Annotated in this window: 13 protein-coding genes; 8 read left to right on the plus strand and 5 right to left on the minus strand. The window is 27.1% G+C overall.

What is annotated here, in order from left to right; translation table 11 throughout:
- A partial coding sequence (locus ABIN17_07735) for a metallophosphoesterase (protein ID MEO0284939.1) occupies positions 1-626 on the minus strand: 626 nt, incomplete at its 3' end.
- A 31-nt stretch (positions 627-657) separates the two neighbouring features.
- Here ABIN17_07735 and ABIN17_07740 point away from each other — a divergent pair.
- From ABIN17_07740 to ABIN17_07760, 5 genes are read left to right on the plus strand one after another with little or no spacing between them, the layout of a single operon-like run.
- Positions 658-1479 (plus strand): hypothetical protein, encoded by an 822-nt coding sequence (locus ABIN17_07740; protein MEO0284940.1) that lies wholly within the window; start codon positions 658-660, stop codon positions 1477-1479.
- A complete protein-coding gene (locus tag ABIN17_07745) occupies positions 1476-2486 on the plus strand; it encodes a ThiF family adenylyltransferase (protein MEO0284941.1) in 1011 nt (336 codons plus the stop codon). The genes ABIN17_07740 and ABIN17_07745 overlap by 4 nt, the downstream gene beginning before the upstream one ends.
- 41 nt (positions 2487-2527) lie before the next feature.
- A complete protein-coding gene (locus ABIN17_07750) occupies positions 2528-4147 on the plus strand; it encodes a CTP synthase (GenBank protein MEO0284942.1) in 1620 nt (539 codons plus the stop codon).
- A complete protein-coding gene (gene lgt / locus ABIN17_07755; protein ID MEO0284943.1) occupies positions 4137-4934 on the plus strand; it encodes a prolipoprotein diacylglyceryl transferase in 798 nt (265 codons plus the stop codon). The genes ABIN17_07750 and lgt overlap by 11 nt, the downstream gene beginning before the upstream one ends.
- On the plus strand, positions 4916-5347 hold the full coding sequence (locus ABIN17_07760; GenBank protein MEO0284944.1) for a cyclic nucleotide-binding domain-containing protein: 432 nt from the start codon (positions 4916-4918) through the stop codon (positions 5345-5347). The genes lgt and ABIN17_07760 overlap by 19 nt, the downstream gene beginning before the upstream one ends.
- A 14-nt stretch (positions 5348-5361) precedes the next feature.
- On the opposite strand, the gene ABIN17_07765 is transcribed toward ABIN17_07760, so the two are convergent.
- On the minus strand, positions 5362-6966 hold the full coding sequence (locus ABIN17_07765; GenBank protein MEO0284945.1) for an alkaline phosphatase family protein: 1605 nt from the start codon (positions 6964-6966) through the stop codon (positions 5362-5364).
- A gap of 37 nt (positions 6967-7003) precedes the next feature.
- On the opposite strand from ABIN17_07765, the gene ABIN17_07770 reads away from it, so the two are divergent.
- On the plus strand, positions 7004-8203 hold the full coding sequence (locus ABIN17_07770; GenBank protein ID MEO0284946.1) for a glycosyltransferase: 1200 nt from the start codon (positions 7004-7006) through the stop codon (positions 8201-8203).
- Here ABIN17_07770 and ABIN17_07775 read toward each other — a convergent pair.
- Together ABIN17_07775 and ABIN17_07780 are read right to left on the minus strand one after the other, a co-directional pair.
- Entirely contained in the window at positions 8182-9633 is a 1452-nt protein-coding gene (locus ABIN17_07775) for an oligosaccharide flippase family protein (protein ID MEO0284947.1), read from the minus strand. The genes ABIN17_07770 and ABIN17_07775 overlap by 22 nt on opposite strands.
- Positions 9620-11080, minus strand: a complete 1461-nt coding sequence (locus tag ABIN17_07780) for an O-antigen ligase family protein (GenBank protein MEO0284948.1) — start codon at positions 11078-11080, stop codon at positions 9620-9622. The genes ABIN17_07775 and ABIN17_07780 overlap by 14 nt, the downstream gene beginning before the upstream one ends.
- 77 nt (positions 11081-11157) lie before the next feature.
- Here ABIN17_07780 and ABIN17_07785 point away from each other — a divergent pair, with 77 nt between their 5' ends.
- Together ABIN17_07785 and ABIN17_07790 are read left to right on the plus strand one after the other, a co-directional pair.
- Positions 11158-12375 (plus strand): glycosyltransferase family 4 protein, encoded by a 1218-nt coding sequence (locus ABIN17_07785; protein MEO0284949.1) that lies wholly within the window; start codon positions 11158-11160, stop codon positions 12373-12375.
- Positions 12376-12398: 23 nt separating this feature from the next.
- Positions 12399-13103, plus strand: a complete 705-nt coding sequence (locus ABIN17_07790) for a metal-dependent hydrolase (GenBank protein MEO0284950.1) — start codon at positions 12399-12401, stop codon at positions 13101-13103.
- A gap of 1 nt (position 13104) precedes the next feature.
- Here ABIN17_07790 and ABIN17_07795 read toward each other — a convergent pair whose 3' ends face one another.
- Entirely contained in the window at positions 13105-13692 is a 588-nt protein-coding gene (locus tag ABIN17_07795; protein MEO0284951.1) for a DUF429 domain-containing protein, read from the minus strand.
- Positions 13693-13704 lie beyond the last annotated feature (12 nt).

A 13704-nucleotide genomic window follows, 5' to 3' on the forward strand; every position in this document is an offset into this window, starting at 1 on the left:
TTCACATAAATTTTTCCTTCTTTTTCAATAAACATCGGTTTGTGAAAGTGACCTAAAATACATATATCCCCTCCCTTTTTAAAAAATTTTTCTGCTCTCGGAGGAATCTCTTCTTTTACTTCCTTTTTTTCAGAAGAATTTCTTGAAATTTTTGAAAAGGTTTTCGCAAGTTTTATTCCTATATCGGGGTGAAATAGATAGAATAAAAATTTTACAAAGTCAGTTCTTATAAAGAAATTGAAATAGGTTCCAATAATATCTTTATTGTAATAAAAATCACCATGGGCAAGTAAAACCCTTTTACCTCCAATTTGAAATACCCTTTCCCTTTGAAAAATTCTTATATTGAAACCTTTTACAAATTCTTTAACAAAAAAATCATGATTACCTGTGAAATAAAGGAATTCAAATTTATCTTTAAATTTATAAAGTTCTGAAACAAAAAGAAAGTTTTCCTTTGGTATAACTGTTTTGTATTCAAACCAGAAATCAAATATATCCCCTAAGAAAACAATTTTACTTTTATCAGGAATTTTCTCAAGTAATTTAAAAAATTTATCAAATATCTTTTTATCCCTCTCTTCAGAGTAGCCGAGGTGAAAATCTGCAAAAATATAGTATTGCACTTTAAATATTATATACTCTATAATAGATTCTATGAAAATATTTGTGCTCTTATTAATTTTTCTTTCCGAGGAGGAGCCATTATATTATTCAAATTTTTATGAAATATATGCAAACTGGGATTCAATAAATTTTTATATAAAAATAAAAGTAAAAGAATTTAATAGAGTTTATTTAGCCACAGGAAACGGAGAAGAGGGTGAATACTTTTTCCCTGAATTAAGAAAAGTTAATAAATTTCCTGTTAAGCTTAATAATTTTTTAATGTTTGATATAAAGGAAAATAAAAGTTATATCACTGATAAAAGAATAATATATAAACTTGATACTCTTGAAAATAATTTTATGATTAATTTCAAATTACCCATTAAAATTTATGATAAAAGCCAATATGTTTATTTCTGGATAGGTTTAGAAATCAAAGGGGATTTTTATTCAATTCCTGAAAAAAAAGAAAATATTTTCCCTGTTTTTTCTTTTTCCCCTGATAAGGATTTTGATGGAAAATGGGATAAGGGTGTTAATATCAAAGCAATAACAAGAGTAATTTTCAAGGGAGAGGAAGAGGAAGAATTAACTTTAAAAGAATTAAAAAAGTTTTTTAATCCTGAAAAAGAAAATCTTGAAATAGTTCTTGAAGGAGAAAGAGATTTAAATAATATCTTTGCATCAGTTTACAGTTTAACAGGTAAAAAAATAAGAGATATTGATGTTTTAAAATCCGGTAAAAAGGTTATAATTATATGGGATGGAAGGGATGAATCTGGTAAAATTCAAAGGTCAGGAGTTTATTTAATAGTTGTTATGAAGGGAAATGAGACCTGGGCACAGATTCCAGTTGTCATATTTAAATGATAGAGGAGAGATTAAAGAGAATTTTCCCCCTTTACTTTGGGAAAAAAATAGAAAATTTAAAAAATAAAAAAATTTTTCTCATTGGTCTTGGTGCCCTTGGTTCAAATATACTTGATTTACTTGTAAGGGTTGGTGTTAAAAATATAGTGCTTATGGACAGGGATTATGTTGAATTTTCAGATTTATTAACAAGTCCCTTTTATACAAGAGATGATGCACAAGTTTCAAAACCAAAGGTTATCGCAGCTCTTGAAAGAATAAAATCTATTGATAAAGATATAAATGCTGAAATTTTTTTTGAAAATTTTTCTCCTCAATTTGTTAAAAATTTTAATTTTTATGGAATTGACCTTTTAATAGATGCTGTTGATAATCTTGAAACAAGGTTTTTAATAAATGAAGTTTCTCTTAAATATAAAATTCCCTGGATTCATGGAGCCTGTGTGGCTGAAAGGGGAGAGGTTTCTTTTTTTAAGCCCTGGGAAGCTGCCTGTTACAGATGTTTATTTAATAAAATTCCAGAAAGGGGAAGGCTTGAAACCTGTGAAACACATGGAATAAATCCCTCTGTTAGCAAAATAGTTGCAGGAATTGAATCTGATATTGCAATTAAATACCTTACAGTGAATAAATCTTTTGTTAATAAAATAATTTATATTGATTACTCAGAAGGTTACTCTTTAAGGGAATTTGAAATTAAAAAAAGAAAAGATTGTCCCTTATGCATAAAGGGAATTTTTGAGTTTATTGATAGAAAAGAGGAAAAGATAATAACTTTCTGTTCTGAAAAAAATGTATTTATAAAATTAGAAAATTTTGATTTTGAAAAAATTAAAGAAAAGTGGAAGGTATTGGAAAATTTTTCTGAAAACATATACTTTATAAGGATTAATCCAAAAGGTTTTGAACTCAAGTTTTTTAAAGAAGGAAAACTCTTCATAATTTCAGAAGAACCTCTTGAAAAGAAAAAAGTAAAAACTATTATCTCAAAATATATTGGTAATTAGTTTTTGATAATTTTGAAAATTAAGTTTTATAATAAAAAATAATGGGAAAAAGGAAATTTATTTTTGTAACAGGCGGAGTAGTTTCATCCCTTGGAAAAGGGGTCGCAACCTCTTCAATTGCCTTTTTGTTAAAATCAAGGGGTTTTAAAGTTACCGCTTTAAAACTTGATCCTTACATAAATGTTGACCCTGGAACAATGAATCCCTATCAGCATGGAGAGGTTTATGTTACTGAAGATGGAGCTGAAACTGACCTTGATCTTGGGCACTATGAAAGATTTTTGGACCAAAATATGAGTCAAATAAATAATGTGACAACAGGACAGGTTTACGGAACTGTTATTGAAAAGGAAAGAAGAGGTGATTACCTTGGTGCTACAGTTCAGATAATTCCCCATATTACTGATGAGATAAAAAGAAGAATAAGGGATGTTGGAGAAAAGTATGGTGCTGAAATTGTAATTGTTGAAGTTGGTGGAACTGTAGGTGATATAGAAAGTCTCCCTTTTCTTGAGGCAATAAGACAGATAAGGCTTGAAGAGGGATTTGAAAATACAATTTTTATTCATCTGACACTTGTTCCCTTTATAGAAAGTGCAGGTGAATTAAAAACAAAACCAACACAGCATTCTGTTATGAAATTGAGAGAAATAGGAATTCAGCCAGATTTTGTTATAGCAAGGGTTGATAGACCACTTAATGAAAGTTCAAGGGCAAAAATCGCTTTATTTTCAAACCTTCCCCCTGAGAATGTGATTGAGGCAATAGATGTGAAAACAGTTTATGAGGTTCCCATAAATTTTAGAAAACAGAAGCTTGATGAGAAGATTTTAAATCATTTTAAAATTCCTGATTCTGAACCTGATTTAAAAGAATGGGAAAAATTTCTTGATGGGATTTTAAATCCTGAAAATGAAGTTGAAATAGCAATATGTGGTAAATATACACATTTAAAGGATGCTTATAAAAGTATTATAGAGTCGCTTACTCACTCCGGTTCCTTTCACAGGGTAAAGGTTAACATAAGATGGGTAGAAGCAAGTGATCTGGAGAAAGCAAAGGCTCAAGATTTATTAAGTGGTGTGAATGGTATTCTTGTTCCTGGAGGTTTTGGAGAAAGGGGAATAGAGGGTAAAATTAAAGCATGTAAATATGCAAGGGAAAATAAAATTCCCTTTTTTGGCATATGCCTTGGAATGCAAGTGGCTGCGATTGAATTTGCAAGGAATGTTCTTGGATTAAAGGATGCAAACAGCACAGAATTTAATCCCAAAACAATTCATCCTGTTATAACAATTTTACCTGAAAAAAAAGATATCAATTATTTTGGTGGAACACTTAGAAAGGGTGCTTATCCCTGTAAGATTAAAAGGGATACCCTTGCTTACAGAATTTATAATACTGATTTAATTTATGAAAGACACAGACATAGATACGAATTTAATCCTAAATACAGGAAAATTTTTGAAGAAAACGGTATGATAATAAGTGGAGAATCACCAGATGGATACCTTGCTGAAATAATGGAATTAAAGGATCATCCCTTTTTTATTGGTGTTCAGTTTCATCCTGAGTTTAAATCAAGACCCTTAAAAGTTCACCCAATTTTCAGAGAATTTGTAAAAAAAGCTCTGGAAAGAATTTATCTATATGTGTCCTGATTTTTTAAGAATCGGAGGATTTGTAATTTCTTCTTACGGTGTAATGGTTGCCCTTGCATTTTTTACAGGAACTTATCTTGCTGAAAGAGAATGGAAAAGATTAAATCTGGATATAAAAGTTTTTAATAATATTTTTATTCTTGCTTTAATTGGTGCTATTTTAGGCTCAAAGCTTTTATTCATTTTTGAAAACATTCCTTTTCAAGATTTTATATCAAATCCATTTAAATATCTTTTAGAAAGAGGAGGATTTACCTTTTACGGTGGATTTCTTTTAGCCTTTTTTTTGATTTGGTTATATTTAATTTTAATTAAACATCCTATTTTAAAAGTTGGGGATGCAATATCCCCTTCCCTTGCAATTGGTTATGCAATAGGAAGGATTGGTTGTTTTCTTGTAGGAGATGATTATGGAAAACCTTCTAATTTGCCTTGGGCAATGGCTTTTTCAAAGGGTACTCCTCCCACATATATTGGAACTATGAGAGAATATTTTCCTTTTTTAAAGATTGAAGGTCCTCCAGATCAGCTTATTAAAGTTCATCCTACTCAGCTTTACGAAGTTTTTATTATGTTAATAGTTTTTATTTTAATTTTTTCTTTAAGAAAAAAATTGAAAGAAGGAAGAGTTTTTGCTTTGTATTTAATTCTTGCAAGTCTTGAAAGGTTTTTTGTTGAATTTTTTAGACTCACAACACCTTCCTTTATACCCTTTTTAACAGTTGCTCAGATTATATCCATTTTTTTATTAATTCTCGGGATCACAATATGGATATTGAAGAAATAGTTAAAAGTTTAAAGAAGAATAAACTTTTTAAAAATTTAACTGATGATATTTTAAGAGAAATAGCCCCTTATATAAATTGCAGAGAATATAAAAAGGGTAGAACTATTTTCTTTGAAGGTGATACGGGAAGAGTTTTGTATCTTGTTAAAAATGGAAAAGTGGAGGTTTTTAAAAGAAATAATGAGGGTGAAGAAGTTATACTTGCAAGTTTTGGTCCAGGTGATTTTTTAGGGGAAATGGCTCTTATTGAGGAAAGCACAAGAAGTGCTACATGCAGGGCAGTTGAGGATTCAGAGCTTTTGCTTTTTTCTCATCGGGCTTTCCTTGATTTAATTGAAGAAAGACCAAAGGCAGCAGCAAAGCTTATTCTTGAAATTGCAAAAGTTTTATCAAAGAGATTGAGGAGCTCTTAAAAGAAATCTATTTTTCACATATAACCCCATCCTTTTAATTTTTCTTCTATTTCCTTTTTCTCTTTATCTATAAATATGTGTTCTTCAAAAATTAATTCCTTTCCCCATTTTTCCCTTTTTAACTTTATTTTTGATAGGTATTCTTCCTTTACAATCTCCTCTATTACTTTCCCTTCAAATTCTTCTGGGACAGGGAGTCCTGAGAGAAATAAAAATGTAGGAGCAAGATCTAAAAGAGTGTATTTTCCTTTTATTTTGTATTTTTCTTTTAAAATTTTTCCCATTCCAAAAAATATCCCCTTTGTTGAGTGAATACCGTTCAGTTTTTCGTAATCCTTTTTATCTATTTCACTTATATATTCATTTAAAGAAGAACCACCTTCAAAATCATCTGAGTATAGAAGGATAAGGTCTGGAAGTTTTTCAGAATATTTACCCTTGTAAAGTTCTTCTCTTAAGAAAACTTTTTGAATGGGTTTTATTCCATTAATGCTAAATTCTTCTAATTCTTCCTTTATCTTGATTCTTACTTTTTCATAATCTTCTGCTTTTACAATCCCTTTTGGCTGCCTTTCTTTGAGATTTATTACAATTCCATCAACAGGAGGATAAAGGGGGAATCTATATGCCTTTGTTTTGTTGAAATCAATATTAAAAAGAGAAGTTTCAGAGAAAGTGTCAATTTTTGTTAAAATTTTCCTTAAATTTAAAGGTAATTTTTTAAAAACAATTTCCTGGTAAGGAAATTTCCCCTTTAATTTTCTGTAAATTTCTTTAAAAGGTTCGTATAAACTTTTAGTTTTCTTTTCTTTTAAAAATCCTCTTTCTTTTAAGAAGAAATTGAGATTGAATTTTTTTAGGGGTCTTTTTCTTGCACCGTGATCTGACATAATGAAAACAAGTGTATCTTCATCTAAAATTTTTAAGAATTCCCCTATTACTTCATCGGTTTTAATATAGACTTTTTCTATGTAGTTATCTTTCTCTTCTATGTATTTATAAAAATTATGTTGTGCTCTATCAGCTGATCCTAAAACAATTATGAAGAAAAAGGGTTTATATTTTTTATAAAGATAAATCCCTGCTTTTTTTCTAATTTCAAGAAGCCTTATAAGTTCATCAAAAACCCTTTTTTCCGAACCACCCTTAAAAATTGAGGTATTTTCTGTAAGAGGTTCAATTTCCTTTTTTAATTCAGAAGGATAGGCAAAAACCTCCTTTGTATCAGGTGTTGGAAATCCTGAAACCAGAAAATCTTTGATTTTCCAAGGTGGATAAGTTATAGGAATTGTAATTGCTCCAACATTTAACCCCTTTTCATTAAAATAGTCAAGAAAAGTAATCCCTTTAAAAAATCCTGAATGTATTATTTCTGCTTCCCTCATTTCATAAAGTTTTATATTCAAATTTCTGAAATCAAAAACCCCGTGAGCACCTGGATTTTTTGAAGTTAAAAAACTTGTCCATGCACAGGCAGAAATAGATGGATAGGTTGATTCTATCTCACCTATAAAACCTTTTTCAAAGAATTTTTTTAGATTTTTTAATTTATCTTCTTTTAAAAATTTTTCAATCAGATCAAAGGAACCACCGTCAATCCCGATAACAAATATTTTCATTTTAATTAATTTTATTATAAAATATAAATTTAGAGGAATGAAAAAAAAGCTTTTGTTTTTAACTGATATGATCCCCTCTAAAAGTATAAGTGGAGCTAGGATTAGAAATTATTTTATTTTGCAAAAATTATCAAAAATTTTTGAGGTTTATCTTTTCTGCATTAAAAGAAAACAAAGTGTTGAGGAGAGTCTGGAAGAACAACTCTTAGAAGATCTAAGAAATTATACCAGGGAAATTTATATTTATAGGTTTAAAAGAAATCTTTTCATTTTTTTGATTAAATTTTTAAAATCTTTAATTTTAGGTAAGTCTTATTTTATTGAAAGATTATTTTTTAAAGATTTTCATAAAAAAATAAAGGAATTTGTAAAAAGAGAGAAGATAGATGTTCTTTATTTGGCACAACTTAACTTAATTAATTATGGAAGAGGAATAAAAATTAAAAAAGTTTTAGATAATCATAATGTCCATTTTAAACTTACTGATAGAATTAAAAATACTCTCTCTTTTTTAGATTTTAAAAAGTATTTTTTTAAGATTGAATCTTTTAAGTTAAAGAAAATTGAAAGTAAGTTATCTGAAAATTTTGAATTAGTATTATGTGTGTCAGAGTTTGATAGAAATTTATTGTTAAAGTTGAATAAAAATAAAGAAAAGATAAAAAGTTTACCGATTTTTTTAAATTCAGGAACTATTAAATATATAGAAAAACCTAAAAAATCAAATTTGCTTTGTTTAGGAGATCTAAAATGGTTACCAAATAAACATGGTGTTCTCTGGTTTTTAAAAAATGTTTATCCTTTATTGGAGAAGGAAAATTTAGATTTCAATTTGAACATAGTGGGTGACGGTTCCTTAGGAATTAAGATTAAAGATAAGAGAATAAATTTTTTAGGTTTTAGAAAAGATATAGACGAGGTATGGAGAAATTCTTATATTCTGATTGTTCCTCTTTTTTCAGGTAGTGGTGTAAGGGTTAAAATAATAGAAGCTTTTGCAAGGGGAATACCTGTTGTTTCAACTTCAATTGGTTGTGAAGGATTAAAAGTAAAAGATGGAGAGAATATAATGATAGCTAATGAGCCTTTAGATTTTAGAAATAAAATAGTTTTTCTTTTAAAAGATGAGAAAATTTATGAGAATATAAGACAGAATGCTTTTCTTACTTTTAAAAAATATTATAGTGAAACTTCTTATGAAGAAAAAATTTTAGATTACTTTAAATATTTTTTATAAAATTTTGGGGAAAATATAAATAGAAGTGATAATAAAAATCCTAATGTAAAAATCAAAAATATAGAGATTAAAGAATTTTTTTGTATTTTAGATAAATAATTTAATGCTATTAAGATAATCATTTGCCATAAAATAAATTCTAAAATTAAATTCAAATCCAGTTGAAAATACTTTTTAGATTTAAATATAAAAAAAGCAGAGAATGTCAAAAAAATTATGGAAAAAGAGGTAGATATACTTGCTCCTAAAACTCCATATTTTTTTATTAAGAAAAAATTTAAAAATATATTGATAATAAGTGCTATTATGTTAAGATTAGCCCATTTTTTTTGCTCATAAGACATAATTATAATTGCCACAAAAGGGCTTTGAAGAGAAACAAGCAAGTTTGAACACCCAACTATGTTGAGGACAACTGCCATTTCTTTAAAATCCTTACCAAACATAAAATTTAGAATTTCACTACCTTTTAATAAAAAGGTGTGAATAAAAGGAAAAGAAAGAATTAAAGAAAAAATAAGAGTTTTGTGAAAATTTTTTTTAAGAGATTCAAAATTCTTTTCCCTTATATCTCTTGAACACACTGGGTTAAAAATTGGTGAAAATATCCATATAATTAAAAGTATAAATTCTGAGGTTCTTAATGCAGCATTATAAAGACCAACTTCTTGGGAGCTTTTTAAAAGACCCAACATTATGACATCTACCCAATGAGAAGATTCCCTTACAAGTTCCATTACCATAATCGGAATTGTAAAAGAAAAGAAAGAAATTACAATATTTTTTCTAATTATTGATTTTTTTATTCCCTTAAATTTTAATTGGTAAAAGATAATTATTATTATTCCTGTGATTATAAAAGAAATTGAATAGGAAAGAGGAACGGAGAGGAAATTTTTTAAAGAATAAACCAGAATAAATAAAAAGATTAAATTCAGGAAAGGTCTTAAAAACTGAACAATCAAAACATATACTTTCATAATAGAAAAAGCTCTTATTGTCCAAGCCCCGGCAAGGGTAAGCAAGGAAAAGGGAAATCCTAAGGAAAAACCAAATATAAATAGTGAAAGGTAATTTTTCCTGAATATTATTTTTTCAAGAAAATCTGATAGGGTGATTAATAATAATGAAAAAATTATTCCAATAAATATAAAGTAAAATAAAACAAATTTTAAAAAAGAATTAACATTTTCTTCTTTTTTTTCTGATATAAACTGAGGAATAAAGTAGGAAGATCCAGCTTCAATACCCGAAAGACCAAACCTTGTTAAAATTCTGAATATTCCTGTTGTTAAAGAAAAAATACCATAAATTTCTTTTCCAAAAAGCCTTATTATAGCTATATTTAAAATATAATTTAAAATTTTTTCAGTAGCTGTACCCAAAAAATTCCATATAGAGCCCTTTATAAATCCTTCACCTTTTAACATACTCTTTTAAGTATATTTGGGGCAATAAAAAAGTTAAGAAAAGATAAATAATGAAAAATTTTATCTCCATGTCCATAATTGGATTAAGCCAGTAGAAGTCAAAAATTAGCTGAAAAATGATAATAACCCATCCCACCAATAATCCTATTATTAAATGTATTTTATCACTTTCTATATTTAAATAAAGTTTAAAAAGAAATTTAAATATACTTAAAATAATACTTAAAAATATTAATAATCCAGGTAAACCAAGTTCTGCTAAAATATTTAAAAATGCATTGTGAGCATGTAAATGAATATGAGAAACTTTTTGAAAGGCAAATTGCCCTAATCCAATACCTGTTAATGGATTCTGAAAAAAGAGTTTTATACTTGTTTTCCAAAAAAGAATCCTGACCAGTATGCTTATATCTCTTTTTCCCCAAAAAATAGATATGATCCTTAAATAAATTTGTGGTAATAAAGTTTTTATTAAAAGAAATAATAAAAAAATTAAAGGAATTACAAATGTTGCAAAGAGAAAAATTTTTTGATATTTTCTTTTTTTTATTAGATATAAAATATAATAAAGAATAAATGCTAAAAATAAAGATAAATATCCAGAACGAGAAAGAGTTAAAACAAGAGATAAAACAGAAATTAATATAATAAAGAATAAGAAAAATCTGAGTTTTTTATTTTTTTTAAAAAGAGCAAAACCGAAAATAAAGATTATAGAAATGATAAGGAAACCAGAATAACTATTACTGTTGTAAAAAATTCCTCTCGCTCTCTGAGACCAATAATAACCAATCTTTTCTATTTTAAAAAATTCAGATAAAGGAAATTCAGGAAAAAAGTATTGTAATAGAGAAATTATAATATTAAAAGAAAGAAATACAAGCAGACTTAAAAGAAATCTATTTAAATCTTTTTCCTCTTTTAAATAAATATATCCTGCAATATAATAAAGTAAGTTAATCAATAAAAGAAAAGAAACTAAAAAGGCGTAATCTTTTTTATAGGACCATATTATTGAAAGAAAGGCCCAAAGATTATAGAAAAAAAGAGTTTTTAACAAGGGAATTTTTTCCTTTAACCTGTTACCACTTAGGAAAGATAAAATAAGCAAAAAACCAAATATCAGAATAAAAATGTTAAAAATTTTAAAGGGAACTGTTATTTTAGATAAATCGTGTTTTAAAACAGTAGGGTTGACTTCATAGTTAATATACACTGTTAATCTAAATATTAAAGAAAAAGGGAGTAAATAAAATAAATTTTTTAAAAAATTTCCATTTAAAAGAATCAATAAAAAAAATAGAAAAATAAGAATTTTTGCAAGATAAATGATTTTAATTTGTGTTTCTGATAAAAGATAAATATAAAGAAAATAAAAAAGAAGAAATAAAAGAAAATTTGTTAAAAAAAGCATCTGATTTATTCTGAATTTCAGTGCATTTAGCATATCTTATTATAAAACAGCTTTTTTAAAATTTAAAAAAACTTGGAATTTTCTAAAATTTAAATAATAAAATTTTTTAAATGAAAATCCTTTTTATAACATCTCAGGTTTTTTTCCCGCCCCTATCAGGATTGAGAAAAAAAATTTTTTTACTTTTAAAAGAATTAAAGGAGAAAAATAATAAAATTTACCTTTTTTCCTTTCCTGAATTTGAAATTCCTGATAGTTATTTTGAAAGAGTAGAATTTTCCTCTCCTTTATCAAAATTTACCTTTTTTAAAAATCTTTTTTTCTCCTTTTTAAAAAATCCCTTTGAAATTGTTTTTTATATAAATCCAAAAAGTTTTAAAAGAATAAAAAATTTTGTTAAAGAGGTTGATCCTGATATAATCTTTGTTGATTACATAAGGATTGCCCATATTTTCCCCTATATAAATTTTAAAAACAAAAGACTAATCTTAAATATGGATGACCCTCAATCTCTTAAATACATAAAAATGAAAAGTTTAATAAAAGAAATAGAAAATCCCTTTGGTGAAGCCCTTGAATATTTACCAATTTTAGTAAAGAAAATTTTAAAAAATAATTTTGTAAAAAAATTAATTTTGTCCTATGAGATAAAAATGATGCAAAAGTATGAAAAAAAATGGACAGAAAGTTACAATTTAGTTCTAACTAACTCTGAAAAGGATAAAATGTATCTAAATTCTATTGGAATAAAAAATGTAAGTATCTTACCACCACTTGTAAAAATTGATAAAGATTTAAAAATGGAGGAAAAGGAAAACTATATTCTCTTTGTCGGTAAAATGGATTATGCACCAAATCCAGATGCTGTAAATTATTTTTTAAAAAAAATATTTCCCTATGTAAGGGAAGTTCATCCTGAAATATGGTTTTATATTATAGGTTCAAATATAAATAAAGAGTTAGAAGAAAAATGGAAAAAGGAAAAAAATGTAAAAGTCATAGGGAAAGTTCCTGATGTTGAATTTTTTTATAAAAAAGCAAAAGTTTTTATCTCGCCCTTAAGATTTGGAACAGGAATAAAGGTAAAAATACTTGAAGCAATGAGTTATGGAGCTCCTGTTGTAACTACAAAAATAGGTGCTGAGGGTATGAAAGTTTTAAATAGAAAGCATCTTTTGATTGCAGAAGATGAAAAGGATTTTGCCTTAAAGGTTATAGAATTAATTGAAAATAAATCTTTATGTGAAAATATCGTAAAAAATGCTTTTAAGTTTGTTAGGGAAAATTACGATATAAAAAAATGGACTAAAAAAATTTTTAACTTTTAAAGATTTTGTTTTATAATAAGACTATGAAAAGATTTAATGGTGTAAAGATAAAGTATTACGGACATGCTGCTTTTAAATTAATATCACCCAAAGGAAGGGTGATTTTCCTTGACCCCTGGCTGAGTAATCCATCTTCTCCTTCCAAGGATTATGATAAAGTGGATTTTATACTTTTAACTCATGCTCACGGTGATCACCTTGGAGATACAATAGAAATTGCTAAAAAAACTGGTGCTAAGGTCTATGCCATTCATGAGATATCAGTGTATTTATCCTCAAAGGGTATTAAAAACGCAATTGGTATGAATATAGGTGGTCATATTAAAGATGGAGAAATTGAGATTATTCAAACAGAGGCAACACACTCCTCAACAATTCAGGAAGGTGATAAACTTATTCCTGGAGGTTTGGCATCAGGCTTTGTTATAAAATTTGAAAATGGTTTTACAGTTTATCATGCTGGTGATACTGGTGTTTTTGCAGGTATGCAGATTATTGGAGAACTTTATAAACCCCATCTTGCCCTTTTACCAATAGGTTCTCACTACACTATGGATCCTTTTGATGCAAGTTATGCCTGTAAACTTTTAAAACCGAAATATGTAATTCCAATGCACTACGGGACCTTCCCTGTTTTAACAGGAAGCCCTGAAGAGTTAAAAAAGAATCTTGATCCAGCACTTAATATTGAAGTTATTGTTTTAAAACCAGGAGAAGAAGCAGAATAATTCAAAGTTCTCTTATGATTCCATAAGGAACTTTTTTTCTTGCTAAAAATATTTTTTCTTTTTTGTAATAATAAAGGGAAAATAAAGCACAGAAAAGTGAATCAAGATGGTTGTGATTTTTTATTAAACTAATTTTGTCTATTTTTTCTTTCAATTTATTTAAAATTTTTTTTAGTTCTTTTTTATTTTTTTTATAATTTTCTTTAAATCCAATTGCTCTTAAAGATGCGGTGGGATGGGTTTCTAAAACTTCTGTTATTTTCCTCAATTTTAAATAAATTCTTTTCCCCCTTTTAGAAAGTTTATACATACTTTTAACATAAAAGGGCAATATTCCAGGAACCTTAATTTTTCTTTCAATGAAGTATCTCCTTAAAATTTTATCCTCTTTTCTATCTTTAATTTTTCTCCATGTAATAGGTGCATCTATTGCAATGTAAAGGGGTTCATATTTTTTAACTTCCTCTATAATTTCTTTTTCTGATATTTTATCTTTTAAAAAAACAATTTTTATTTTTTTTGAATCTTCAATAAAACATAAGGAAGTATTTTTATCACCTATTGATAAATCAATTCCTCCAAAAAACATTTTATAAATTTA

It is taken from the genome of candidate division WOR-3 bacterium, from assembly GCA_039803925.1.
Lineage (GTDB): Bacteria > Hydrothermota > Hydrothermia > Hydrothermales > JAJRUZ01 > JBCNVI01.